Raw genomic sequence first — 23,224 nt, 5'->3', positions numbered from 1 at the left:
GGCTGGTCCGGCCCGGCGGAAGCGGAGACGAGGACGCCACCATGAGCAACACCGAAGCGGCGTCCCCGGCACTGGTGTGCCGGGCGGGGCCACACCCGGGCGCGGTGCAGGTGCTGACCGCCCGCGAGGTGCCACTGGGCGGGCCGCGGGCGCTGTCGGTGCGCCGCACGCTGCCGCAGCGCGCGCGGTCGCTGATCGGCGCGTGGTGCTTCGCCGACCACTACGGCCCGGTCGACGTCGCGGACACCGGCCCGATGACCGTCCCGCCGCACCCGCACACCGGGCTGCAGACCGTGAGCTGGCTGTTCAGCGGCGAGATCGAGCACCGGGACAGCCTCGGCTCGCACGCCGTGATCCGACCGGGCGAGCTGAACCTGATGACCGGCGGGCACGGCATCTGCCATTCCGAAGTGTCCACAGTGTCCGCAATGTCCACGGGCACCGCGATCCTGCACGGCGTGCAACTGTGGGTCGCGCTGCCCGACGAGCACCGGGACGCCGCCCGCGACTTCCGGCACCACAAGCCCGCGCCCCGGGAACTCGGCGACGCCACGCTGCGCGTCTTCCTCGGCTCGCTGGCCGGTGAGACGTCCCCGGTCGCCACATTCACGCCGCTGCTCGGCGCCGAACTCGTGCTCGCGCCGGGCGGCGAACTCGACCTCGCGGTCGACCCCGCCTTCGAGCACGGCGTGCTGCTGGACACTGGATCGGTGACTGTCGCGGGGACCAGGCTCGCGCCAAGCGAACTCGGCTACCTGGCCCCCGGCGCGACGACGCTGAGCCTGGCCAACCACACCGACCGGCCCGCCCGGGCCCTGCTGCTCGGCGGCCCGCCGTTCGCCGAGGAGATCGTGATGTGGTGGAACTTCGTGGGCCGCGACCACGACGAGATCGTCGCCTTCCGCGCGGCGTGGGAGGCCGAGTCCGAGCGGTTCGGCCAGGTCGTCGGCTACTCGGGCACGCCCCGTCGGCTGCCAGCCCCACCCCTGCCGCACGCCCGGCTCACCCCGCGCGGCGCGGCCGCACCCCGAGTGGAGAACCCATGAACGAGCTTGCGAGCGAACAATCGACACACTGCGTGGGCGCGCGGGGCCACCGAACTTGTGAGGTGGCCCGGTGAGCGACGTGACCGTCCGCCGCGACGACCAGGCGCACCGGTACGAGATCCGGGTGGACGGCGCGCTCGCCGGATTCACCGCGTACCTCGACGACGCGGACGACCGGATCTTCCACCACACCGAGATCGACCCGGCCTTCGGCGGACGGGGCCTGAGCGGCGTCCTCATCGGCGACGCCCTCGCCGACGTCCGCGCGTCCGGGATGCATGTGGTGGCGGTGTGCCCACTGGTCGCCGCGTACCTCACCAAACACGGCGAGCACCAGGACATCCGGCGCGCGGTCACCTCCGAGGCACTGGCCGAAGTCAAGGCCGTCCGCGGCTGAAAGCCCCGCCGCCGCTGTCGAGCCCACCGGCTCCGCTCGTCCAGTCACGCCGCCACTGTGGAGCCGCTGCTCGGCTGAGAGCCGCGCCGTCAGACCGCGCCGTCAGACCGCGCCGTCGCTGTCGAGCCGCTGGTTCAGGCGCTCGAACACGTCGGTGAGCACGGCGCGCTCGTCCTCGGACAGTTGGTCGATGAAGTACCGGCGCACCGTCTCCACGTGCTCGGGCGCGGCGGCCTCGATGGCGGCCCGGCCCGCGTCGGTCAGCCGGACCATCGAGCCGCGGGCGTCCTCCGCGCAGTCCTCGCGGGCGACCAGGCCGCGCTTCTCCATCCGCCGCACCTGGTGCGAGAGCCTGCTGCGGTCCCAGTCCACCGACCGGCCAAGCTCACGCATCCGCAGCACCCCGTCCGCGGCCTCCGACAAGGGCACCAGCACCGCGTAGTCCGCGCCGGACAACCCGGCGTCGCGCTCCAGTTGCCGGTCGAACGCCCGCCGCAGGTCCCGGACGAGGACGAGGTACGCCCGCCACAACCGGGCTTCGGACTCGTCCAGCCATCGCGGCGCGGTCATCGTCGAATCCTATCGTGATGTTGACGCATCACCCAGTCCGATGTAGCACTACCCGGCCTCGACCGTGACTCTGGATGGCGCGACCCATGGCCGTTTACTCCCTTGCGCGCGCCGGATCGTCAGAGGGTGGGCGGGGTGTTTCAGGGGCGGGCGACGGGGTAACGCCAGGGCACTGAGGAACCGTTAAGGAGTGATGATGTCCGCGTCCACGACCCGGGACCGACTCAAGGAAGCCCTCAACGAGGTCGACTTCCCCGCGAGCAAGGACGACCTGCTGGCCGCGGCTGACGAGCGCGGGGACGGCAACACGATCCGCGCGCTGCGCGCCATCCCGCCGGTCGAATACGCCAACCTGGCCGAGGTGTTCGCCTCGGTCGCCTTCGATGACGACAAGAGCCCGCGTCCGCACGGCCCCTCGGGCGGGCTCACCCGCTGACGGGGACCGCCGCGGCCGGTTCGGCGAGGCCGGGGTGCGCGGCGGTCGCGGTGTCGAGGCGTCGGTAGGCGGTGATGGTGTCCTCGGCCAGGACGGTGGCGAGGGAACCGCCGTGCGCGAGCGGGACCAGCGACCACCAGTCGCCGACGGCGGCCTCGGCGGGGTCCGCGCCCCAGACGAGCAGTTCGGTGGCGATCACCGGGTGGCCCGCGAGGTGGGTGGGCGTGGCGTCCAGGGCGCCGCCGAGGTCGAGCCGCTGGCGGAGCAGGGTCGTGCCGTCGCGGCGCAGTCGGGTCTCGCTGTGGAAGGCGCCGGGGCGTTCGCCGCTGCGGCCGAGCACGACGACCTCGCGGCAGCGCAGCCGGGCGTCCGCGGCGAGGTCCGCGCGCAGGTCGGCGTGGTGGTCGGCGGCCGAGACGACGATGGTGGGCTCGGTCAGGTACTCCAGGCTGCCCGCCGCGCCGACCTCGATCGTCACGGACATGGTGCTGGGGCCGGGGTGCTGGCCGGGCAGGGCGAGGGTCGCGCCGACGCCGACCAGCCGCAGCCGCGCGCCGGGGCCGACGACGATGGCCAGGTCGAGTACGTCCCCGCCCAGCGGCGTCGCCGCCGAGCCCGCCAGGTGCACCAGGGCGGTGTCCGGGTCGCCGTCGTGCAGGCTCGGCGGGCAGGGCAGCAGCGTGAGCGGCGACATCGACCGCAGCTCGCGCACCACGCTGGCGCCGCCGCTGTCGCGTTCCACGACCAGGCGGGCGCGGGCCTTCATGCCGCGCCGGAAGGCGCGGCGTCGGCGAGCCGGGCGCGCACCCAGGCCGCCACTTCAGGCGCGTCTGGCGTGTCCACCAGGGACTGGGTGATCACCGGCAGGCGGTGCCGCCGCATCCGGTGGGCGTCGGCGACCATGACCGCCATGTCCGCGCCGACGTGCTGGGCGAGGTCGGTCTTGTTGATGACGAGCAGGTCGGCCGTGGTGACCCCGGGGCCGCCCTTGCGGGGCACCTTGTCGCCGCCGGAGACGTCCACGACGAAGACCTGCGCGTCGACCAGGCCGCGGCTGAAGGTGGCGGTGAGGTTGTCGCCGCCGCTCTCGATGACCACCAGCTCCAGGCCGGGGTAGCGCCGCTCCAGCCGCTCGACGGCGTCGAGGTTGGCGGTGATGTCGTCGCGGATGGCGGTGTGCGGGCACGCCCCGGTCTGCACGGCCTCGATCCGCTCGGGGTCGAGCACGCCCGCCCTGCGCAGGAAGTCGGCGTCCTCGGTCGTGTAGATGTCGTTGGTCACCACGGCCAGCGCCACCTCGTCGCCCAGGGCCCGGCACAGGGCGGCGACCAGGGCGGTCTTGCCGCAGCCGACCGGGCCGCCGATGCCGATGCGGACCGCGCGCCCGGCCTCGGCCCGCGGGGCGTGCGGGTCGGGGGCGGTGGCGGTGGGGTCGAAGCTGACCGGGTGGGTGTGGCCGTGCCCGGTCGTGTGGTCAGCTGGCAAAGAGACGCACCTCCATGCGGTGGGTTCGGTCGTGGGCCTCGGCCATGAGGTCCAGGGCTGGCGCGCTGGGCGCGGGCAGGTCGGCGGGCCGCAGGTGGCAGGTCTGCGCGGCGTGGGCGGCGATCTCGCTCATCGGCGCGGACAGGGCCACCACGGCCGCGTTCACCTCGAACGGGTCGAGCCCCAGCAGGCGGGTGCTGGCGCTCGCCGGTCCGCTGACCGCCAGGTACAGGGCGGCGAGCGCGGCCTGGGTGGGGCTCGCGCCCGCGATCCCGGCCAGTGCGCCCAGCAGCACCGGCTGGTGCGGGCGCGGGGTGGCGGCCAGCAGCCCGTCCAGCACCGGCGAGGGCCACGCGGACCGTCCGGCGCGGGCCATGCCGCTGCCCTGCGCGCGGGAGGCCGCCCGCTGGGCTGGTGAGGGGGTGCGGGCGTCGAGTTCGGCGTCGAGCGCGGTCCATTGCCGCCGACCGGTCGAGCCGTGCCCGTTGCCGGTGGCGCGGGCGAACTCGGCCTCGCCCACGCCGTTGGTGTCCGCGCGGCTGGCGGCGGGCGGGCTGAGCAGGTTGCGCGCGGTGTGGGCGGCGGCCGCGGCGAAGACGGCGGCGAGCGCGCCCGCGGTGTGCAGCCTGCCGCGCAGGAACCCGGCCAGGGTCTGCGGGTCGGTGACGAGGCCGCGGGCGGCCGCCTCTTCCAGTCCGCCAGAGTGGGCGTGGCCGCCGCCGGGAAACCGGGAGTCCACAAGGGACAGGATGGCGGCGGCCCCCGCCGCGTCCAGGTCGTCAGGCATCAGAACAGGAAGTAGCGCTGCGCCATGGGCAGTTCGCCCACCGGGTCGGGTTCGACCAGGTCGCCGTCGATATACACGGCGAAGTTATCCGGCCGCACAACGACGTCCGGCAACGCCTGGTTGAGCAGCATGGCGGATTTCCCCCGGCCGCGGGTGTCGGCGATCGCCACCATCTCGGTGGTGGTGGGCACGCGTTCGGGCAGGTGGTCGTCCAGCGCCGCCTGGGCGACGAAGTGGACGCTGCGGTCGGCGGCGACCCTGGGCCGCGAGCCGTACATGGGCCTGCCCCAGACCGGTTGCGGCGTCGGGATGGAGGCGTTCGGGTCGCCCATCTGCGCCCAGGCGACGAACCCGCCCTTGAGCACCAGGTGCGGGCGGACGCCGAAGAACTTCGGGTCCCACAGCACCAGGTCGGCGAGCTTGCCCACCTCCACGGAGCCGACCACGTGGTCGATGCCGTGCGCGATGGCCGGGTTGATCGTGTACTTGGCGACGTAGCGCCGCGCCCGCAGGTTGTCGGCGGGCTGGTCGTCGTCGGGCAGCGCGCCGCGCTTGGCCTTCATCACGTGCGCGGTCTGCCAGGTGCGGATGACGACCTCGCCGATGCGGCCCATGGCCTGGGAGTCCGAGCTGATCATCGAGATGGCGCCGAGGTCGTGCAGCACGTCCTCGGCGGCGATGGTGCTCGGCCGGATGCGGCTGTTGGCGAAGGCGATGTCCTCCGGGATCGACCGCTTGAGGTGGTGGCACACCATCAGCATGTCCAGGTGCTCGTCGAAGGTGTTGACGGTGTGCGGCCGGGTCGGGTTGGTCGAGGACGGCAGCACGTTGCCGTGGCCGACGACGCGGATGATGTCCGGCGCGTGCCCGCCGCCAGCGCCCTCGGTGTGGTAGGCGTTGATGGACCGCCCGCCGATGGCGTCCAGTGTGGACTCCAGGAACCCGGCCTCGTTGAGGGTGTCGGTGTGGATCGCGATCTGCACGCCGCTTTCCTCGGCCACCCGCAGGGCCATGTCGATCACCGCGGGGGTCGCGCCCCAGTCCTCGTGGATCTTGAACCCGCCCGCGCCCGCGCGCAGCTGCTCCCACAGCCCGTCGGGGCGCGCGGTGCTTCCCTTGCCCAGCTGCAGGATGTTCACCGGCAGGCCGTCCATCGCGCGGAACATCAGGTCGAGGTTCCACGGGCCGGGGGTCACGGTGGTGGCCTTGCTGCCGTCCGCCGGGCCGCTGCCGCCGCCGATGAGCGTGGTCAGGCCGCTGGCGAGCGCGGTGTCGACCAGCTGCGGGCAGATGAAGTGGACGTGGCAGTCGACGCCGCCCGCGGTGAGGATCTTGCCGTTGCCCGCGATGACCTCCGTGCCCGGCCCGATGACCAGCGCCGGGTCGACGCCGTCCATCGTGTCCGGGTTGCCCGCCTTGCCGATGCCGACGATCTTCCCGTCCAGGATGCCCACGTCCGCCTTGACCACGCCCCAGTGGTCGAGCACGACGACCCCGGTGATCACCACATCCGGGGCGCCCTCCGCGCGGGTCGCCATGGCCTGGCCCATCGACTCGCGGATGACCTTGCCGCCGCCGAAGACCACCTCGTCGCCCGAGCCCCGCGGGCCCATGGCGCGGTCCTCGGTCACCTGGATCAGCAGGTTGGTGTCGGCCAGGCGGATCCGGTCGCCGACGGTCGGGCCGAGCAGCTCGGCGTACCGGCGCCGCTTGATCTCGCCGCTCATCAGGCGCTCCGCTCGGGGTCGGTCGGCTCCGGGGCGGTCGGCTCTGGGCCCCGGTGGTCCAACTCGCCCGCGTACTCCCAGCGCAGGCCCGGGACGACCCGCCTGCCCTCGATCGGCACCAGGGAGACCTCGCGCGGCACGTTGGGCTCGAACCGGACCGCCGTGCCCGCCGGGATGTCGAGCCGGTGGCCCCACGCCGCGGCGCGGTCGAACTCCAGGCCGGGGTTGACCGCGGCGAAGTGGTAGTGCGAGCCGACCTGCACCGGGCGGTCCGCGACGTTGCGGACCGACACCCGCACGCGCGGCCTGCCGGGGTTGAGCGGAATCGGCTCGTCGGCCGGGATGATCTCGCCTGGACGCACGCGCGCCTCCGCAGCTAGTCGGCTGGTGGATCGGCCAATGGATCGGGCTAGTGGGATCGGCTAGTGGATCGGGTCGTGCACGGTCACGAGTTTCGTGCCGTCCGGGAAGGTCGCCTCGACCTGGACCATGTCGACCAGATCGGCGACGCCGTCGAGAACCTGGTCCTTGCGCACCACAGTGCGTCCGGTCGCGGACAATTCGGCCACGGTGCGGCCGTCCCGCGCGCCTTCGAGCACGAACGCGGTGATCAGCGCGACCGCTTCGGGGTAGTTCATCCGCAGACCGCGTTCCAGCCGCCTGCGGGCGAGGTCGGCGGCCACGTGGACAAGCAGTTTGTCCCGCTCCTGGGGTGACAGATGCACAGGCCCCAAGCTAGTCACGCCCCACCCCGAACGCAGCAGAGAGCACCCGGACGGTGATCGATTCACTCGCCGGGAGCAACCGCTATGTCACCTGGGTAGTTTTCCCGGCCTGCTCGCGGCGTGGGGCCAACGCCCGGTATCCGCCCATGAAGAGCGCGGTGATGATCTCGACCAGGTCCGCGGTGCTGGCGCGGCGGTGGCCAAGAGTCTGGTCGACCAAGACCTCGGTGACGCCGCCGACGAGGACCATGACACCGATCCCCAGGATGTCCGCGGGCAGCCTGCCCGCCTCGGCGCGCACCAGGGCGGCGATGTAGTCGACGAACTGGTGCATGACCTCGCGGCGGCGGGCCTCCAGGGCGGGGCTGACGCCGACGATCTCGATGAGCAGCACCCTGGCCCGGCGCGGGTCGGCGCCGATGGTGTCGATGAGCGCGGTGAGCCCTGCCCGGATCTTGTCCTCGACCACTTCGCCCGCGTCGGCGACCGCGTCGGCCACCGCGGCGCGGACCACGGCGATCTGCTGGTCGAAGACGGTTGCGAGCAGCCGCTCGCGGTCGCTGAACGACTCGTAGAAGTAGCGCTTGGTCAGTCCGGCGCGCTCGCAGACCAGGTCCACCGACGACGCGGCGTACCCGTCGCGGCCGAAGGCGTCCAGGCCCGCGTCGATCAGCCTGCCCCGCCGCTCAACCTGCCGCTGCCGCGCGTCGCGCCCGCCGTACCTGCGGCCGTCCCCCGCGCGCACTTGACCATCCCCAGGTCTTGTTGGCATTGTCTTACCTTAGACGGAGTGACACGGCGTAGTGTCAGATTGCTTCGCGGGGTTCGACAGGAGATGTGAGAAGTCATGGCTCACCAACGGGACATGCGCGTCTCGGACGCCGACCGGCGCGCCGCGGCCGAGGAACTGCGGGCCGCGCACAGCCAGGGCAGGCTGAGCCTCGCGGAGTTCGACAGCAGGCTCGACGCGGTCAACCGGGCGGTCACCTATGGCGACCTCTCGGCCCTGTTCGCCGACCTGCCCGCCGTCCCCGCCGCGGCCCCGGCCGCCCGCTCATCGGTGCCGAAGTGGGTGCGCATCGTGTGGACGTGGTGGACGGTCACCCTCGTCATCAACCTGGCCGTGTGGGCACTGGTCCGCTTCCAGTTCGAGGACGACGTCCACTTCTGGCCCGTCTGGCTGATCATCCCCACCATCGCCATCGCCGCTGTCTCCCAGCGCGCGATCTCCGCCCGCTCCACCAGGCAGTCCCGCCGCACCCCGGCCTGGCGCGGCTGACCCCTGATCCCAGCGGCCCGGTTCCGTCCACTCCGGACGGGACCGGGCCGCTGTCATTTCGCGGACAGGACCGCGTTCGGCCGATCGCCTGCGGTACCGCGACCCCGTTGTCCGATAACCGACAGTGACACTCGACACGCCAGTCCGACTGGCCAAAAATACCTGACTAGTCAGATACTTTGAGCATGATCATCGAGCCAGCACGCGACCGGGCGACCGGCGACCGCGCCCAGGTCCACGCCGATTCCGCCCAGCGGGCACCGGAATCTCCGACCCCCCACGCCTGCGGAGACGCCTCGACAACGCGCAGACGGTTACTCGCCATGGCCAGCCTCGGCGCGGGTCTCACCGCGGCGGGCCTGGTCGGCTGCGCGAGCAAGCCCGACCCGGCCACCGCATCGACCGCACCCGGCGCGGCCACCGGCGCGACCTGCGACACGGTTCTGGCGCCGGAGGTGGTCGAAGGCCCGTACTTCATCGACGGCAGGCAGGTTCGCGCCGACATCACCGAAGGAAAGCCCGGCGTGCCGGTGACCCTGCGGCTCAAAGTGATCTCGGTGCCGGACTGCGCGCCGCTGCCGAACGCGACGGTCTCGATCTGGCACTGCGACGCGCTGGGGTACTACTCCGGCTACACGAAGAACGACCCCGACGTCCAAGCCACCTCCGGTGTGCACATCGAACCGACCGACGACCTCACGTTCCTGCGCGGAGTCCAGGTCAGCGACGCGGCGGGCGCGGTGGAGTTCCGCACCATCTACCCAGGCTGGTATTTCGGGCGCGCGATCCACATCCACGTGAAGGTGTTCCACGGCGGGCATGTCACCCACACCGGCCAGTTCTACTTCGACGACCCCATCACCGACCAGGTCGCGGCCCTCGAACCCTACCGCCAGCACGATTTCCCCCGGCTGCGCAACAGCGACGACCGTTACTTCACCCGGCAGGGGGGCCTGCGGTCCGTCCTGGCCACGACCCAGGTCGACGCCGGATCGCTGGCCGCCGGGCTGACCGCGTCGATCACCGTCGGCGTCGACCCCGACGCCACACCCGCGCCTGCCACCAGCCGACCGTGAGCCGCCGCTGCCCCCGGCGCGGGCCGAACCGTGTGGCATCGTGTGCCGGTGGCGAGCGAACGGGACACGGCTTCCAGGGATTACCGGGTGCGGGCGTTGGGGGCCCTGCTGGGGGCGGCGGGCAGGCTGGAGCACCTGCTGGGCCAGGCGATCGAGGATGAGTTCGGGATCAGCCACACCATGTACGAGGTGCTGCTGCACCTGGAGTGGGACGGCCCGTCCTCGATGCGCCTGCTCGGCAGGAAACGCGTCCTGACAACCGGTGGCGTGACCCGCCTGGTGACCAGGATGGAAGCGGCGGGCCTGGTCACCCGCGCCCCGGACCCGGCCGACGGCCGGTCCCAGATAGTCCACATGACCGAGAAGGGAAAGGACATCGTGGAGCGGGCCTCGGCGATGCACGCCCGCAACGTCCAACGGCACTTCTTCGACCCGGTCCCCGCCGAGCACCGCAAGCGACTGGTCCAAGACCTCCGGAAGATCAGCGAGGCGGCGGACCAGGCCCTCCCCCGGCTCCGCTAGGTCCTGTCTCGAAGCACACCTAGGTCCGCCCACCCCAGCCGCTGGGCTCGGCGCGGGCGCAGGCGACCCGGAACTTTCCCGGCGGTGGTTTCGCCGCTCTTCCCAGCGGGTAGTGACTTCCCGTCTCCGGGAGGGCGCTATGCGGGTGGGCGGGGCGGTTCGGGCAGGCGTTCTCGCGGTGGTCGCCGCTGGGGTGGTGGGGTGCGGCGGGTTGGGCGCCTCGGTGGAGGATCGGCCGGATGTGCTCACGACCATGGGGTTCGGGCTTCCGGACGAGCACGCCACGGCGCGGGTGTCGGTGTATCGCGGCAAGTACCCGGGAATCGACCTGCGGATCACCGAGGGGGCCTTCGACGAGCAGCAGTTCCTCTCGGCGGTGGCGAGTGGCGAGCCGCCGGATCTGGTGTACGCCGACCGGTTGAAGTTGGGGAGCTACGCGGCTCGGGGGGCGGTGGAGCCGATTGACGACTGCCTGCGTTCGCGTGGGGTGCAGTTGTCGGATTACCGGGCCGCGGCTGTCCGGCAGGTGAGTTACGGCGGCCGGGTGTACGGGGTGCCCGAGTTCGCCACGGTGCGGGTGCTGATCATCAACAACGGGCCGGTCCTGGCCGAGGGGATCGATCCGGCTCGGGTGTCCACAACGGACTGGTCCGCGCTCGCCGAGCAGGCTGGGAAGCTGGCGGTGCGGGAGGGTGGCCGGTTTCGGCGGATCGGGTTCGACCCGAAGCTGCCGGATTCCCTCCCGCTGTGGGCCAAGGCCAACGGGGTCGAGCTGATCGACGCGGACGGGCGGGCGCGGCTGGACGACCCGGCCGTGGTGGAAGCGCTGCGGTTCACCGCCGATCTCGTGAAAGCGCAGGGCGGGTGGGCGTCGTTCAAGGCGTTTCGGGACAGCTTCGACGAGTTCGGCGCGGGCAACCAGTACGCCACGGGGCAGCTGGCCGTGATGCCGATGGAGTCGTTCTACCTCAACACCTTGGCCGCCAACTCACCCGACGTCGACGTGACGATCGCGCCGTTCACCGACCGGCGTGGCGCTCCCACGACCGAACTCGGCGGTCAAGCCTGGGCGATCCCCAAGGGGGCGCGGCATCCGGAGCACGCGTGCGACTTCCTGGCCACGATGACCGCGAAGGACACCTGGGTGACCGCGGCCAACGCCCGCCGCGACGCGCTCGCCAGGCAGGGCAGGCCCTACGGCGGCACCTTCACCGCCAACCGGGCCGCCGACGAGGCCATTTTCGCCACCGTCTACGCCCCGCAGGGGAATCGGATTCTCGACCAGGGGGTGCCGATCGTGTTGGGCTTGCAGGAGAAGGCTTTCGCGCTGCCGCCGAGCCCGGCGGGCGGCGACCTGGTCCGGGCCTGGCAGTCGGCGGCCACCCGGGTGCTCACCGGCAGCCAGACCCCCGAGGAGGCCCTGCGCCAGGCGCAGCGGGAAGCCGACCAGGCCGTCGACCGAATCGTCGGGAGGTAGTCGGTGGCCAGGACCGAGAACAGGGCCGCGTGGGGTTTCCTGGCTCCCTGGGTGGTCGGGTTCCTGTTGTTCACCGCGGGCCCCATGCTGGTCAGCCTCTGGTTGTCGCTCACCAACTACGACATGCTCAAGCCGCCGGTCTTCGTCGGCGCGGACAACTACCGCGAGCTGTTCACTGACCCGAAAGTCGCGACGGCGCTCTACAACACGCTGTTCTTCACCGTGCTGCACGTGCCGCTGCAGATCGCGCTGGGGCTGGCGCTGGCGAGCCTGCTGCGGCGGGCGGGCCGGGCAGGCGGGTTTTTCCGCACCGTGCTCTACCTGCCGGTGATGACGCCGCCGGTCGCGCTGGCCGCGCTGTTCCTGTTGCTGCTCAACGGGCAGACCGGCGCGATCAACGAGGTGCTCGGCTGGTTCGGCTTCACCGGGCCGAACTGGACGACCGACCCGATGTGGGTCAAGCCGGGGCTGGTGCTGATGAGCTTGTGGACGGTCGGCGGCACGGCGGTCATCTACCTCGCCGCGCTCACCCGGGTGCCCCCGGAACTCTACGAGGCCGCCCGGCTCGACGGCGCGAGCCCGTGGCGGCAGTTCCGGCACGTCACCCTGCCGATGATCAGCGGCACGGTGTACTTCACCGTCATCGTCAACACCATCGCCTCGCTCCAGGTCTTCACCGAGGCGTACGTGATGTTCTACGGCAACAGCGAGACCGCGGCAGGCCGCGACGACACGGCGCTGTTCTACGTCATCTACCTGTTCCAGCAGGCGTTCGGGTCGCTGCGGATGGGGTACGCCTCGGCGCTGGCGTGGATGCTGTTCCTGGTCATCGCCGTGATCACCGTCGTGCAGGTGCGGGTGAGCAGACGCCTGGTCCACTACGAGGGCGAGCCGAGGTGAACCGGCCGGGCCGGGCGGCGTGCCTGGTGGCGCTGGGCGTGGTCGGCGTCGCGTTCGTGTATCCGTTCGTCTGGCTGGTGAGCGCCTCGCTCAAGCCGCGCGCACACGTGTTCGACAACGCGCTGCTCCCCCGGCCGTTCGCGCCGGAGAACTTCGTCGCGGTGTGGGAGGCCGCGCCGCTGCTGGTCTGGATCGGCAACAGCATCGCGGTCGGGCTGGCCGCGGCCGCCGCAGCGACCGTGTCCAGCGCCCTGGTGGCCTACGGCTTCGCCCGCTTCCGCTTCCGCGGGCGGAACCTGCTGTTCGGCCTGGTGCTGGCGACGATGATGCTGCCCGGCGCGGTCACGATGGTGCCGGTCTACCTGGAGTGGCACGCCGTCGGGCTGGCCACCACGCAGATCCCGCTGTGGGCGCAGAACCTGTTCGGCTCGGCGTTCTACATCTTCCTGCTGCGCCAGTTCTTCCTCGGCCTCCCCGGCGAGGTCTTCGACGCCGCCCGCGTCGACGGCGCGGGGCACCTGCGCTCGTTCACCGCCATCGCGCTGCCGCTGGCCCGCCCGGCGATGATCGTGGTGTTCGTCTTCGAGTTGCGGGCCGCGTGGACCGATCTCATCAAGCCGCTGATCTACCTGCGCGAGTCGCGGTTCTTCACGCTTCCGCGCGGCCTCAAGACGATCCTCGACCAGTTCGGCCAGGGCGGGGAGGCGGAGTGGGAGATCGTGCTGGCCGCCAGCGTGATCGCCACCGCGCCGATGATCCTGCTTTTCCTGCTCGCCCAGCGGTATTTCGTCCGCGGCCTGGTGACCCAGCACGTCGAGCGGTGACCCGGCGCGGGGCGGGGCGGCCAGGCCACCCCGCCCCGCGCCGGTCGCCTCACCGGACGGGTTGCGGTTCCCGGCGGCGCTGAGGCGCCTGGTACGCCCACTGCCAGAACGCTTCCACCGGCCCCCGGGAGAAGCGGCCCAGCCACCAGGAGGCGGCTGCCATCAGCACCGCCGAGATCAGCAGCCAGCCCACGGCCGTCCACAGTGGAACATTCGAGCCGACGTGGGCCGCCAGGCCGAAACCCCACTGGTAGAACACGATCGACGCGATCAGGTTCTGCGCGATGTAGCAGGTCAGCGCCATCCGGCCCACCGAGGTCAGCCCGCGCCGCACCAGTCCCGGGGCGGGCCGCATCCCGAGCACCAGGCTGGTGACCAGCCCCAGCAGCCCGAACGCGACGACCGGGGCGCACACGTAGCGGTCGAACAGGAACCAGTCCCCGCCCGCCACCCCGGCCGCGACGGTCATCGGCACGCCAGCGCCGAGTCCCCACCCGATCAGCCGCACCCGCAGCCGCCGTCCCCGGTCGGAGTCCTCAAGCGCGCCCGCCCGCAGCAGCCGCGCCCCGGCCAGGAAAAGCAGGGTGCTCAGCGGAAGCACGAAGAACACCTCGGCCCGGTAGGTGGCGAAGAACTCCACCCTGGCCGCGACCTGGGCGAGCCAGTTCGTCGTGTCCCCCGGCACCGGCGCGCCCCCCGCCTCGGCCTCCCCGGCCACCAGGGCGGCGGTGACCAACCCGACGAACGCCAGGTGCACGACGCCAGCGGCGACCATCCACCGGTTGATCACCCGCCCGTGCCGCCCGACCAGGTAAGCCACGAACACCGAGACGACGGCGTACCACATGAGCACGTCGAACTCGAAGATCAGCAGGTAGTGCGCCAGCCCTTCGAGCAGCAGCAGCGCCGAGCGCCACAGGTACCACCCCGGCCACCGCGCGCCCCGGCGCACCGCGGCCCCGTGCTGCAACGCCAGCCCCACCCCGAACAGAATGGACAGCAGCGCGAGGAACTTCCCGTTGCTCAACGCCAGCAACACCGACTCCGCGCCGCCCGCGGCGGCCGAGCCGAAGCCCTCGATGAAACTCGGCGCTCCCCTCGGGCTGGTGAAGACCCAGATGTTGGTGCCCAGCGTGCCCAGGATCGCCACGCCGCGCAGCACGTCCAAGGCCGTTATCCGACCGCTCATTCATCCCCCTAGTGTTCCTCCGCCGGAAACGCTAGGGGCGGTGCGGCGCCGGGGACCATCCATCGTTCGACGGAGGCCCATCCGCCCTCGGGATGATCCGGATCGCCGGGCTAGTCGATGTCGCGGCAAACGTCGATGACGTCCTCGGGCGCGCCGAACTCGGTGGTCACCAAGTTGTCCGACGGGTCCGCACCTCTCGGCAGGCGGCCTTGGCGGGCAAGGTGACAACGCCTGGCCGCACCGGCACGCGGAAGGCGACAGCCACGTCGCCGGGACGAGTGGCAGGCCTGCCGATCCGTTTGCCGACCCGGAGACGGGGTATGCGGTGATCGGTGCCTCACCGGCGCGGGCCTATCCAGGATCGGCACAAGAGCTTGGGAGCATCGTGATGACGGACAGGCTTGGCCGACCCGCGATCGGCGTGCTGGGCTCCTACGGCGGCCTCAACCAGGGGGACGAGGCGATCCTGACCTGCGTGCTGGACAGCCTGCGCGTCCAGTGCCCCGCCGCGCGGGTCGTGGTGTTCAGCCGGGACGCCGAGCACACCCGCGCGCACCACGACGTGGCCGAGGTCGTGGGCTGGGAGGGCATGAGCCAGCGGCAGTCGCTGGAGGTGCTGTCCCGGCTGGACGTGCTGGTGCTCGGCGGCGGCGGGGTGCTCTACGACAGCGAGGCGCGCCGGTACCTGCGCCTGGTCCGCATCGCCCGGGAGTGCGGCGTTCCCAGCTTCGCCTACGCCGTCGGGGTCGGCCCGCTGACCGACGCCGACGACCGGCAGATCGTGCGCGAGACGCTGGCGGACATGCTGGCCGTGATCGTGCGGGACGAGGAGTCCCGGCTGATACTCGAAGAGGTCGGCGTCACCCGGGACATCGTGGTGACCGCAGACCCGGCCCTGCTGCTGACCCCCGAGGAGTTCTCCGAGGACATGCTGCGCTGCGAGGGAATACCCCAGGGTGTGCGGCTGGTCGGCATGTCCGTGCGGGAGCCGGGGCGGGCGGCGGAGAAGCTCGACGAGAGCGGCTACCACGCGCTGCTGGGCGACGTGGCCGACTTCCTGGTGAGCCGGATGGACGCGCATGTGGTGTTCATGCCGATGGAGCGGCAGGACGTGGGGCACGCGCACGCGGTGCTGTCCCAGATGACCGCGCCGGAGAAGGGGCGGGTGCTCAACGGCTCCTACCGGCCCCGGCAGCTTCTCGGGCTCATGCGGCACCTGGACCTCGCCGTGGGGATGCGGCTGCATTTCCTGATCTTCGCGGCGGTCAGCGGCGTGCCGTTCCTGCCGCTGCCCTACGCGGGCAAGGTGTTCGACTTCGCCCGCGCCGCGGGCGCCCCGGCGCTGACCAGGGTCGCCCGCGAGCAGTGCGGGCTGCTGATGGCCGAGATCGACCGGCTGTGGGACGAGCGCGACGGGCGGCGCGACGAACTCGCCCGGCGGGTGCGCGTCCTGCGGGAGCGGGCGCTGACCAACCACACCTGGTGCGCGAAGCTGCTCGACCAGGTGCGCGCGCCCGCGCCCGCGACCACGGAGGTGTGATGGGAGTCCTGCGTCCGTTCGACAACCCGGCGACGGTCACCCTGCCGCCCCGGGCGGCGCCGCTGGTGGCCCGGGTCGACGTGCTGGTCGTCGGCGGCGGGCCTGCCGGGCTGGGCGCGGCGCTCGGCGCGGCGGAGACCGGCGCGGAGGTGGCGCTGGTCGAGCGGTACGGCTTCCTCGGCGGCAACGCCACCGCGGCGCTGGTCATGCCGCTGATGTCGTTCCACAACGAGAAGAAGCAGGCGGTCGCAGGCGACGACACCCGGCTGCTGCCCACCGACCACGGCGAGGGCGACGTGGTCGTCGCGGGCGCGCTGTGGGTGCTGCTGGAGCGGCTGATCCGGCGGCACGGGGCGGTCGCCCCGTCGCAGGCGACCGGCTACACGGTCCCGTTCGACCCGGAGCTGTTCAAGCTGGTCGCGTTGGACCTGCTGGACGAGTCCGGGGTGAAGCTGCTGTTCCACGCGTTCGCCTCCGACGCGCTGCCGGTGGACGACGGGTGGCAGGTGGTGTTCGAGGGCAAGTCGGGGCCGGTCGTGATCGAGGCCCGCACGGTGATCGACTGCACCGGCGACGGCGACGTCGCCACCGCGGCCGGGGCGCCGTACGAGGTGGGCAGGCCAGACGACGGCCTGGTCCAGCCGATGACCCTGATGTTCCGCATGGTCGAGTTCGCGCAGCCGAAGTTCGCCGAGTACGTCCGGGAGCACCCGGACCAGTGGCGCGGCGTGCACGGGCTCTGGGACCTGGTCCGGGAAGCTGGCGAGGCGGGCGAGCTGCGGCTGCCGCGCGAGGACATCCTGTTCTTCGCCACCCCGCACGAGCGCGAGGTGAGCGTCAACAGCACCCGGGTCACCGGCCTGGTCGGCACCAGCGTGTGGGACCTCAGCCGCGCGGAGTGCCTGGCCCGGCGGCAGCTTGAGCAGATCGACCACTTCCTGCGCACGCACGTGCCCGGCTTCGAGCAGTCCTACCTCGCGCAGAGCGGCGTGCAGATCGGCGTCCGGGAGACGCGCCGCGTGCTGGGCGACTACCAGCTCACCGGTGACGACATCCTCACCGCGCGCCCGTTCGCCGACGCCATCGCCCAGGGGGCCTACCCGGTAGACATCCACAACCCCGCGGGCGTCGGCACCACCCTGCACCGGGTGCCGCAGGGCAAGGCGTACGACATCCCGCTGCGCTGCCTGCTGCCCCGCGACACCGAGCGGATGCTCGTCGCCGGGCGGTGCATCAGCGGAACACACGTCGCGCATTCGTCCTACCGGGTGATGCCGATCGCGATGGCCACCGGGCAGGCGGCCGGGGTGTGCGCGGCGCTGGCCGCGCAGAGCGGCCACGTGCCGCGCGAGGTGGCGGCCACCGCCGTCCAACACGAACTGCGGCGGCAGGGCGCCGCGCTGCGGGAAGGCGTTGGCGAGCACTGATCTTGTGGTCGGGCAGACTGGACGGCATGACGCGTCGCCGCGATGTGCGGGCCATGCAGGACCTGACCCAACGGGTGTGGTCGGCGACCAGCCCGCACCATGTGGGCGACCTCGCCTGGGGACGGTCGCACACGGAGAGCGCCGACTGGCCCATCGCGATGTGGGAGGCCGACGGCCGGGTCGGGGCCTGGGCGTGGGCCAACCTCCCCGACGACCTGCGCTTGCAGGTCGATCCGGCGCACCCGCACCTGGTCGGGGAAGCCCTCGCCTGGTTCGACGACCTGGCCGAGGGCGGGCTCCGGGAGATCAACCCGCTGGACACGCAAACCGACCTGGTGGAGACGTTGCTCGCGCACGGCTACCGACCGCGCGACGACGCGCCCTTCTTCGCCTACCACCGCCATGACCTGACCGCGCTGCCCGACCCGGTCTTGCCTGCTGGCTTCACCGCCCGCCCCGTCCGCGGCGAGGCGGACCTCGCCCAGCGCGTCGCGGTCCACCAGGCGGCGTGGAACTCCACCCGCGTCACCCCTGAGTCCTACCGCGCGGTGATGACGACCTGGCCCTACCGCGCCGACCTGGACTGGGTGATCGAATCCCCCGACGGCGACTTCGCCGCCAACTGCCTGATCTGGCTGGACCCCGCCAACCGGGTCGGCCTGATCGAGCCAGTGGGCACCGCCCCCGCCCACCGCCGCCGCGGCCTCTCCCGCGCCGTCTGCCTGGCCGCCCTGCACGCCCTCAAAGCCGCGGGCGCCACCCAAGCCATCGTCTACCCCCGCGGCGACGCGGCATACCCGGTTCCGCGAGTCCTGTACCGGGGACTGGGATTCCGCCCGTACGCCCGCACCCGCACTTACGCCAAACAGGACTGACCGCCTGACCGCGCCCAGATGGCCTCCCACTGGCACCAGTGCCCCGGCGCAGGGGGCACGAAAGCCTTGTGCCGCTGGAGTTCGACGCGGTTGTCGGCCCGGCCCGGGTGACTGAGCCTCGACCATTTCCCCGGCGCATCACAGCCGGGCGACCGGGCCTAGCGCGTTGTCGTGGGCCTTGAGTTCGGCCTGGCTGAAGAAGTGGATGTCCAGCCGCGCTTGGCGGTGAGATCAAGGCTGTGGAAGGAACGCTCGGGCTGCGCGCCATGGCCCACGAAAACGCCCTAGGCCCGGTGGAGCGAGGTGTGCCGCGCCGAAGCCCGGGAGTTGCTTGTCCGACTCGCACCGCCGCCACCTTGGTCGCCGAAAGCTCTTGTCCCGTAACGAATCCGGCGGTGCACCCGATATGCGGCCAAATGGGTGGCGCGGCGCGCGAAGGGAACTTCGTTCGGTGCGGCTTCGTAGTAGAGAAGGAATCGACTGGTGTGCGGAAAGGAGTACGCGGGTGACTGCGGTGGACACGCGCGGGGATCTGGTGCCGATGCGGACCGACTTCGACGTGGTGTGGCGTGGGTATGACGTGGGCCAGGTTCGGCACTACGTCGACAGCGTCGAAGCCGACCTGCGCCTGCTCGCCAGTGATCGGGACGCGGCTGTCGCGCAGGTGCGGGAGTTGGCGCGGCAACTCGATGCCGCCCGGGCGGACGTCCGGAATCTGCGCGAGCAGGTCGATCGGATCTCGCGGGCGCCGATCGACCCGAACGCGGTCACCGACCGGCTGCGGCGGATGGCCGAACTCGCGCACGAGGAGGCGGCCGAGATCACCGCGCGGGCGCGGGCCGCCGCCGAGCACCACTGGGCCGCGACGAACGAGGCGACCGCCGGGCTGCTGCGGCGGCACCGGCAGTTGGTCGCCGCGCTCGACAAGCGCCGCCAGGAAATGGAAGCCGAGCACCAGGAAGTGCTGCGCCGCGCCGACGAGCGGATTCGCGCCGAGGCCGCGGCAGCGGAACGCCGACGCCGGGAACTCGATGAGCAAGCCGAGGCGCGGCGCGAGCAGGTCCAGGAAGACTTCGCCATGGCGATGGCGGCCCGCAGGGCGGAGGCCGCCGCGGCGATGGCCGAGCAGGAAGCCGCCGCGAACGCGCACGCCGAGCGACTGGTCAGCGACGCCAAGGCCCAGGTCGCGCGAATCCTGGCCGAGGCCCGTGAGCGGCTGGCCGCGCTGCGCGAGCGGCGCGAGCGCATCGCGGCGGAGTTGCGCGCCACCCAGCGGTTGCTGGCCGAGGCCGATCCGCTGCTCCGCCCGCTGCCGGAGACGCGGCCCCGTCTGGTCGAACCGGAACGAGAACCCGCGCTGACCGGTTGAGCACCCGGAAACCCGGCCTGGGCGGGTGTCGGCGCACGCTCCGGAGGTCGCGCTGACTCGACACACACTCCGCAAGGTCCCATGAATCGAGGACCGGCAGTCGCCGCGTTCGAGACGAAAACTCGGCCTGGGCGGGTGTCCGCGCCCGTTCCTGTGGGCACTCCCGGTCCGGAGGTCGCCTTGACTCAGCACACACTCCGCGGGGTTCCGTGAACCGGGGACCGGCTGTCGCCGCGTCGAGTATGTGGCGCGACGAGGACGGGGTGCGCCAGCCCGGGGGCGACACGCACGCCTGGTCGCCAGGGCGCAACGAGGCCCTGTGCGGGGTGTCGCTGCACCGCGCGGGCCTCGACCGGTTTCCGCACGTGTCCTGGGCCGACGCCCGCTGGCTGGCCGACACCACCGACCGGCCCCTGGTCCTGTGCGCCCGCTGCGTCGCGGCGACCCGCGGACGCGACGAGCGCCCTTGGTCCCGGGTTCGCCCGCGCCCGTAGCGGGGTCAGCCGAAGTGCCGCCGGTAGAGGTCGGCGCCGTGGGCGGTGGGGGTGGGCTCGCCGGGGGTGAGGTGGAACGTGCGGGAGCCGTCGGCGCGGCGGTTGGCGCGCAGGAACAGGCAGCGGTCCGGGTAGTCGGCGCGGATGCGGCTGGTCAGGTCGTGGAGGTGGGTGACGAACACGACGCGGACGCCCGCGTCGGTCAGCGCGGCGACGATCTCGGCGGCGATCCGGGAGCCCTCGCGTTCGTTGGTGGCGGCGAAGGACTCGTTGCACAGCAGCAGCGCGCCCGGGGTGATCCGGTCGGCGATGGCGCTCATCCTGGCCAGCTCCTCGTCGAGCTTGCCGCTGGCCATGGTGGCGTCCTCTTCCCGCTTGTAGTGGGTGAAGACGCCGTGGGCGACCGAGGCGCGGAACTGGTCGGCTGCGACGAACATGCCGCACTGCATCATCAGGTGGGCGATGCCCAGGCCGCGCAGGAACGTGGACTTGCCGCCCTGGTTGGGGCCGGTGACCATGATCAGGCCGCGGCCGTCCGCGTCGACGTCGCTGCCCACGACCGCGCCGCCCAGGCGCAGGGCCAGGCACGGCTCCGACAGCCGCCGCGCCGCCCAGGCCTGCTCGCCCGGGTCGCGGGGCTCGGGCCAGCAGACGGGCACGCCCAGCTCGGCCAGGGTCTCGGCCAGGTTGACGCAGCCGAGGTAGAAGCCGAGTTCGTCGCGCAGCGCCAGGAAGAAGTCGCGCACGTGGTCGGAGGACTGGGCGGCGGCGTTGGCGACCTCGTTGAGCGCGCGGTTGCGCAGTTCGCTCAGCGCGCGGTAAACGGATTCGTCGCGGCCGGTCACCGTGTGGGTCAGCTTGGACTTGCGGAGCGCGGGATAGGAGTCGCGGCCCTTGCCAGGTGGTTCGCGCAGCACGAAGTCGACGCCCTTGTTCCCCGGGCCGAGCCGCGCGGTGGCCACGATGCCGTGCTCGAAGCGCAACTGGTCCAGCAGCGCGTCCACCTCGCGGAGGTAGCCGTCGTCCAGTTCCGCGCCGATAGCGCCGAAGAGCGTGGTGAAACCGGCGGACCGGAAGTCGGCGGCGTGGCCCTCGGCGAGCCGCCGCAGCCTGCGCAGGAAGCCGCCGAGCAGCTCCAGGGCCTGCACCGCCCGGTTGAGCAGGGGCTCCGGGCGGCCGGTGAACGCGCTGCGCAGCAGCTTGCCCTCGGCGGCGACCGCGTCGCGGGCGAGGTCGTAGAGGACGCGCACGGTGGCGGTGTCGCGCAGGCAGTCGTCCAGCACCTGTTGGCGGTGGGTGATGACCGCCGGGTCGGTGCTCGGCGTCAGGGTGGCCGTCCTGGCCAGGGCGAACAGCACCTCGTCGCCGCGGGCCATGGCCGCCCACAGCCGCTCCAGCTCCAGGTCCTCGACCAGATCGGCCAGGTCGGCCGCGGGCGGCGACGGGTCGAAGTCGCCGTCGGGGAACATCAGGTGCGGTCTCACCGGGTGATCCTGGCCTTGAGCTGGGCGTAGGTCAGGCCGTGCCGCTCGGCGACGGCGTGGGCGTAGGCGCGGCCGTCCGCGGGGGCGCGCACCACCCGGTAGCCGCGGGCCAGGTCGCCCTCGCCCGCCAGGAGGCTGACCATGCTCACCGCGGCGGGGTTGAGCTGGGCCAACTCGTCCACGAAGCTCACCCACAGGCACCGCACGTCCAGGCCGACCAGGGTGTCCAGGACCGCCTTGCTGAGCGCCTGGGCGTCCCGCGAGGTCGTGGACGCGAAGATCTCGTTGAGGACGAGGACGCTGTCCGGCGTGGCCAGGTCGATGAGCGCGCGCAGCCTGCGCAGCTCGTCCTCCAGCTTGCCGGACAGGGTGTCCAGGCTTTCCGCCCGCTCGTAGTGGGTGAGGACGCGGTCCGGCAAGAACACCCGCACCTGGCTGCCGGGCACGGGAGCGCCCAACGCGGCCAGGTGGTGCAGCTGGCCGAACGCGCGGGAGAGAGTCGTCTTGCCGCCCTGGTTGGGGCCGGACACGACGAGGACCCGCTCGGCGCCGGTCAGCCGCACGTCGTTGCACACCACCGGCTCGCCGCGGGCGACCAGGTCGACGGCCAGGGCGAGGTCGAACACGTCGTGGGCGACGAGATCCTTGTCCGTGTCGGACACTTCCGGGTAGCAGGTGGGCAGCCCGGCGGCGCGCAGGGGCGCGAGGCAGGACAGGTAGGCCAGGCAGAACCGCAACTCCCGGTCCAGGCGCGCGATGTCGGCGGGCACGAAGTCGGCGTGGTCGACCGCGAACGCGGCGAGGTCGCCGAACACCTCGGGGCACAGCCGCGCCACCAGGTCCAGCACACCCGCCTCGATCTCGTCCAGGCCCAGGTCCGCGGACAGGTCCTTGCGGTAGTCCCGCCGCGCCCGCGCGCCGAACCGCGCGAAGGTGGCCAGCACCCGGGCGGTGAAGTCGTCGTCGGCCGGATCACGCGGGGCGACGGTGACCCGGCCGTCGCGCAAGAGCATGTCGTAGCGCACCGCGTCGAGCCGGTCGCGGAGGTCCCGGGCGGCCCGCCGCAGCGCCCCGAACGGCCCGGACGCGGTGTGGGCGCCGAGGTCGTCGCGCATCCCGCGCAGCGCCGGGGAGGCGAGCGCGACCTGGTGCGACTCCGCGGCGAACGCGTCGAGCGTGTCGACGTGGGTGAGCACGATGTCGAGGAACCACCGCTGCCGCTGCGGCGCGTGCCGCACCTGCGCCAGCATCTCCAGCCGCCGCCGCATCCGCCGCATGGCGGCGGTGAACCGCTCGACCACCGCCAGCACCTCGGTGTCCTCAAGGTCGCGGAAAACCTGCTGGCGCGCCCGGACGAGCCCGGCGTCGCGCAGCGGCAGGCGGAAATACGGTGTCAGCGGGAGATCGGCGTTGTCCCTGGCGAGAGCGGCGGCGACCTGGTCGAGGTTGAGGTCGCGGAAGTGCTCCGGCTCCGGCACGTCGTCCAGTCCAGCGGGCGGACCGGACGAACCGAACAGGACGCTGCGGATCACCCAATGATCGTACCGACACCCACGGGCCCGAAGGCGGGAAACGAGACGATCCCGGTCGCCGCC

General features: G+C 72.3%; 25 protein-coding genes. 14 read left to right on the top strand and 11 right to left on the bottom strand.

Annotated features, from left to right (window positions below; genetic code table 11):
* Positions 1-41 precede the first annotated feature (41 nt).
* Both BLS56_RS16565 and BLS56_RS16560 read left to right on the top strand, forming a co-directional pair.
* Positions 42-1,046 carry a pirin family protein gene (locus BLS56_RS16565; protein WP_091451417.1) on the top strand — a complete coding sequence of 335 codons (1,005 nt, stop codon included), beginning with the start codon at positions 42-44 and terminating at the stop codon, positions 1,044-1,046.
* 70 nt (positions 1,047-1,116) lie between these two features.
* The gene (locus tag BLS56_RS16560) at positions 1,117-1,443 is read left to right on the top strand and encodes a GNAT family N-acetyltransferase (RefSeq protein WP_091451415.1); all 327 of its coding nucleotides are present in this window, start codon (positions 1,117-1,119) and stop codon (positions 1,441-1,443) included.
* Between the two features lie 102 nt (positions 1,444-1,545).
* Here the strand turns inward: BLS56_RS16560 and BLS56_RS16555 are convergent, their stop codons facing one another.
* Entirely contained in the window at positions 1,546-2,013 is a 468-nt protein-coding gene (locus BLS56_RS16555) for a MarR family winged helix-turn-helix transcriptional regulator (RefSeq protein WP_091451412.1), read from the bottom strand.
* A 196-nt stretch (positions 2,014-2,209) separates the two neighbouring features.
* Between BLS56_RS16555 and BLS56_RS16550 the strand changes: the two genes are divergently transcribed.
* A complete protein-coding gene (locus BLS56_RS16550) occupies positions 2,210-2,449 on the top strand; it encodes a DUF2795 domain-containing protein (RefSeq protein WP_175482873.1) in 240 nt (79 codons plus the stop codon).
* Here BLS56_RS16550 and BLS56_RS16545 read toward each other — a convergent pair.
* The 7 genes from BLS56_RS16545 to BLS56_RS16515 form a co-directional block, all read right to left on the bottom strand.
* On the bottom strand, positions 2,439-3,215 hold the full coding sequence (locus BLS56_RS16545) for an urease accessory protein UreD (protein ID WP_091451407.1): 777 nt from the start codon (positions 3,213-3,215) through the stop codon (positions 2,439-2,441). The genes BLS56_RS16550 and BLS56_RS16545 overlap by 11 nt on opposite strands.
* A complete protein-coding gene (gene ureG, locus BLS56_RS16540; RefSeq protein WP_091451406.1) occupies positions 3,212-3,934 on the bottom strand; it encodes an urease accessory protein UreG in 723 nt (240 codons plus the stop codon). Before ureG ends, BLS56_RS16545 begins: the two co-directional genes overlap by 4 nt.
* The gene (locus BLS56_RS16535; RefSeq protein WP_091451404.1) at positions 3,924-4,721 is read right to left on the bottom strand and encodes an urease accessory protein UreF; all 798 of its coding nucleotides are present in this window, start codon (positions 4,719-4,721) and stop codon (positions 3,924-3,926) included. The genes ureG and BLS56_RS16535 overlap by 11 nt, the downstream gene beginning before the upstream one ends.
* Positions 4,721-6,448, bottom strand: a complete 1,728-nt coding sequence (locus BLS56_RS16530; protein WP_091451402.1) for an urease subunit alpha — start codon at positions 6,446-6,448, stop codon at positions 4,721-4,723. The genes BLS56_RS16535 and BLS56_RS16530 overlap by 1 nt, the downstream gene beginning before the upstream one ends.
* Entirely contained in the window at positions 6,448-6,810 is a 363-nt protein-coding gene (locus tag BLS56_RS16525) for an urease subunit beta (RefSeq protein WP_091451400.1), read from the bottom strand. Before BLS56_RS16525 ends, BLS56_RS16530 begins: the two co-directional genes overlap by 1 nt.
* A gap of 60 nt (positions 6,811-6,870) precedes the next feature.
* Positions 6,871-7,173 carry an urease subunit gamma gene (locus tag BLS56_RS16520; protein WP_091451397.1) on the bottom strand — a complete coding sequence of 101 codons (303 nt, stop codon included), beginning with the start codon at positions 7,171-7,173 and terminating at the stop codon, positions 6,871-6,873.
* 82 nt (positions 7,174-7,255) lie between these two features.
* A complete protein-coding gene (locus tag BLS56_RS16515; RefSeq protein WP_228771692.1) occupies positions 7,256-7,918 on the bottom strand; it encodes a TetR/AcrR family transcriptional regulator in 663 nt (220 codons plus the stop codon).
* Positions 7,919-8,020: 102 nt separating this feature from the next.
* Here BLS56_RS16515 and BLS56_RS16510 point away from each other — a divergent pair, with 102 nt between their 5' ends.
* The 6 genes from BLS56_RS16510 to BLS56_RS16485 all read left to right on the top strand — a co-directional run bounded on the left by BLS56_RS16510 (position 8,021) and on the right by BLS56_RS16485 (position 13,251).
* Positions 8,021-8,452 carry a DUF1707 SHOCT-like domain-containing protein gene (locus BLS56_RS16510; RefSeq protein ID WP_091451391.1) on the top strand — a complete coding sequence of 144 codons (432 nt, stop codon included), beginning with the start codon at positions 8,021-8,023 and terminating at the stop codon, positions 8,450-8,452.
* A 185-nt stretch (positions 8,453-8,637) separates the two neighbouring features.
* Positions 8,638-9,528 (top strand): intradiol ring-cleavage dioxygenase, encoded by an 891-nt coding sequence (locus tag BLS56_RS16505; RefSeq protein ID WP_139190747.1) that lies wholly within the window; start codon positions 8,638-8,640, stop codon positions 9,526-9,528.
* A gap of 48 nt (positions 9,529-9,576) precedes the next feature.
* Positions 9,577-10,050, top strand: coding sequence for a MarR family winged helix-turn-helix transcriptional regulator (locus tag BLS56_RS16500; RefSeq protein WP_228771691.1), 474 nt, complete (start codon positions 9,577-9,579; stop codon positions 10,048-10,050).
* A gap of 139 nt (positions 10,051-10,189) precedes the next feature.
* Positions 10,190-11,527 (top strand): extracellular solute-binding protein, encoded by a 1,338-nt coding sequence (locus tag BLS56_RS32765; protein ID WP_091451383.1) that lies wholly within the window; start codon positions 10,190-10,192, stop codon positions 11,525-11,527.
* Between the two features lie 3 nt (positions 11,528-11,530).
* Positions 11,531-12,427, top strand: coding sequence for a carbohydrate ABC transporter permease (locus BLS56_RS16490; protein ID WP_228771690.1), 897 nt, complete (start codon positions 11,531-11,533; stop codon positions 12,425-12,427).
* Entirely contained in the window at positions 12,424-13,251 is an 828-nt protein-coding gene (locus BLS56_RS16485) for a carbohydrate ABC transporter permease (protein ID WP_228771689.1), read from the top strand. Before BLS56_RS16490 ends, BLS56_RS16485 begins: the two co-directional genes overlap by 4 nt.
* Before the next feature lie 49 nt (positions 13,252-13,300).
* Here BLS56_RS16485 and BLS56_RS16480 read toward each other — a convergent pair whose 3' ends face one another.
* The gene (locus tag BLS56_RS16480) at positions 13,301-14,440 is read right to left on the bottom strand and encodes a DUF418 domain-containing protein (protein WP_091451377.1); all 1,140 of its coding nucleotides are present in this window, start codon (positions 14,438-14,440) and stop codon (positions 13,301-13,303) included.
* Positions 14,441-14,828: 388 nt separating this feature from the next.
* Here BLS56_RS16480 and BLS56_RS16475 point away from each other — a divergent pair, with 388 nt between their 5' ends.
* From BLS56_RS16475 to BLS56_RS16455, 5 genes are all read left to right on the top strand, one after another.
* Positions 14,829-15,980: a polysaccharide pyruvyl transferase family protein gene (locus BLS56_RS16475; RefSeq protein ID WP_091451374.1), complete on the top strand. Its 1,152-nt coding sequence runs from the start codon at positions 14,829-14,831 to the stop codon at positions 15,978-15,980.
* Entirely contained in the window at positions 15,980-17,407 is a 1,428-nt protein-coding gene (locus BLS56_RS16470; protein WP_091451371.1) for an FAD-dependent oxidoreductase, read from the top strand. Before BLS56_RS16475 ends, BLS56_RS16470 begins: the two co-directional genes overlap by 1 nt.
* A gap of 26 nt (positions 17,408-17,433) precedes the next feature.
* Positions 17,434-18,282 (top strand): GNAT family N-acetyltransferase, encoded by an 849-nt coding sequence (locus tag BLS56_RS16465; protein WP_139190745.1) that lies wholly within the window; start codon positions 17,434-17,436, stop codon positions 18,280-18,282.
* Positions 18,283-18,787: 505 nt separating this feature from the next.
* Positions 18,788-19,651, top strand: a complete 864-nt coding sequence (locus BLS56_RS16460) for a coiled-coil domain-containing protein (RefSeq protein WP_139190743.1) — start codon at positions 18,788-18,790, stop codon at positions 19,649-19,651.
* 209 nt (positions 19,652-19,860) lie between these two features.
* Positions 19,861-20,145 (top strand): hypothetical protein, encoded by a 285-nt coding sequence (locus BLS56_RS16455; RefSeq protein WP_228771688.1) that lies wholly within the window; start codon positions 19,861-19,863, stop codon positions 20,143-20,145.
* A 5-nt stretch (positions 20,146-20,150) separates the two neighbouring features.
* On the opposite strand, the gene BLS56_RS16450 is transcribed toward BLS56_RS16455, so the two are convergent.
* Positions 20,151-21,629 (bottom strand): MutS-related protein, encoded by a 1,479-nt coding sequence (locus BLS56_RS16450; protein WP_228771687.1) that lies wholly within the window; start codon positions 21,627-21,629, stop codon positions 20,151-20,153.
* A complete protein-coding gene (locus BLS56_RS16445; RefSeq protein WP_091451361.1) occupies positions 21,626-23,161 on the bottom strand; it encodes a MutS-related protein in 1,536 nt (511 codons plus the stop codon). Before BLS56_RS16445 ends, BLS56_RS16450 begins: the two co-directional genes overlap by 4 nt.
* Between the last annotated feature and the right edge of the window lie 63 nt (positions 23,162-23,224).

Origin of the sequence: Actinokineospora iranica (assembly GCF_900101685.1) — a bacterium.
GTDB lineage: Bacteria > Actinomycetota > Actinomycetes > Mycobacteriales > Pseudonocardiaceae > Actinokineospora > Actinokineospora iranica.
This window is presented reverse-complemented; position numbering and strand designations above follow the sequence as displayed.

Coding starts and splice junctions, on each gene's coding strand:
- BLS56_RS16565 (WP_091451417.1), top strand. CDS start 42: ATGAGCAACACCGAAGCGGCGTCCCCGGCACTGGTGTGCCGGGCGGGG.
- BLS56_RS16555 (WP_091451412.1), bottom strand. CDS start 2,013: ATGACCGCGCCGCGATGGCTGGACGAGTCCGAAGCCCGGTTGTGGCGG.
- BLS56_RS16550 (WP_175482873.1), top strand. CDS start 2,210: ATGTCCGCGTCCACGACCCGGGACCGACTCAAGGAAGCCCTCAACGAG.
- BLS56_RS16545 (WP_091451407.1), bottom strand. CDS start 3,215: ATGAAGGCCCGCGCCCGCCTGGTCGTGGAACGCGACAGCGGCGGCGCC.
- BLS56_RS16535 (WP_091451404.1), bottom strand. CDS start 4,721: ATGCCTGACGACCTGGACGCGGCGGGGGCCGCCGCCATCCTGTCCCTT.
- BLS56_RS16530 (WP_091451402.1), bottom strand. CDS start 6,448: ATGAGCGGCGAGATCAAGCGGCGCCGGTACGCCGAGCTGCTCGGCCCG.
- BLS56_RS16510 (WP_091451391.1), top strand. CDS start 8,021: ATGGCTCACCAACGGGACATGCGCGTCTCGGACGCCGACCGGCGCGCC.
- BLS56_RS16505 (WP_139190747.1), top strand. CDS start 8,638: ATGATCATCGAGCCAGCACGCGACCGGGCGACCGGCGACCGCGCCCAG.
- BLS56_RS32765 (WP_091451383.1), top strand. CDS start 10,190: ATGCGGGTGGGCGGGGCGGTTCGGGCAGGCGTTCTCGCGGTGGTCGCC.
- BLS56_RS16480 (WP_091451377.1), bottom strand. CDS start 14,440: ATGAGCGGTCGGATAACGGCCTTGGACGTGCTGCGCGGCGTGGCGATC.
- BLS56_RS16475 (WP_091451374.1), top strand. CDS start 14,829: ATGACGGACAGGCTTGGCCGACCCGCGATCGGCGTGCTGGGCTCCTAC.
- BLS56_RS16470 (WP_091451371.1), top strand. CDS start 15,980: ATGGGAGTCCTGCGTCCGTTCGACAACCCGGCGACGGTCACCCTGCCG.
- BLS56_RS16465 (WP_139190745.1), top strand. CDS start 17,434: ATGACGCGTCGCCGCGATGTGCGGGCCATGCAGGACCTGACCCAACGG.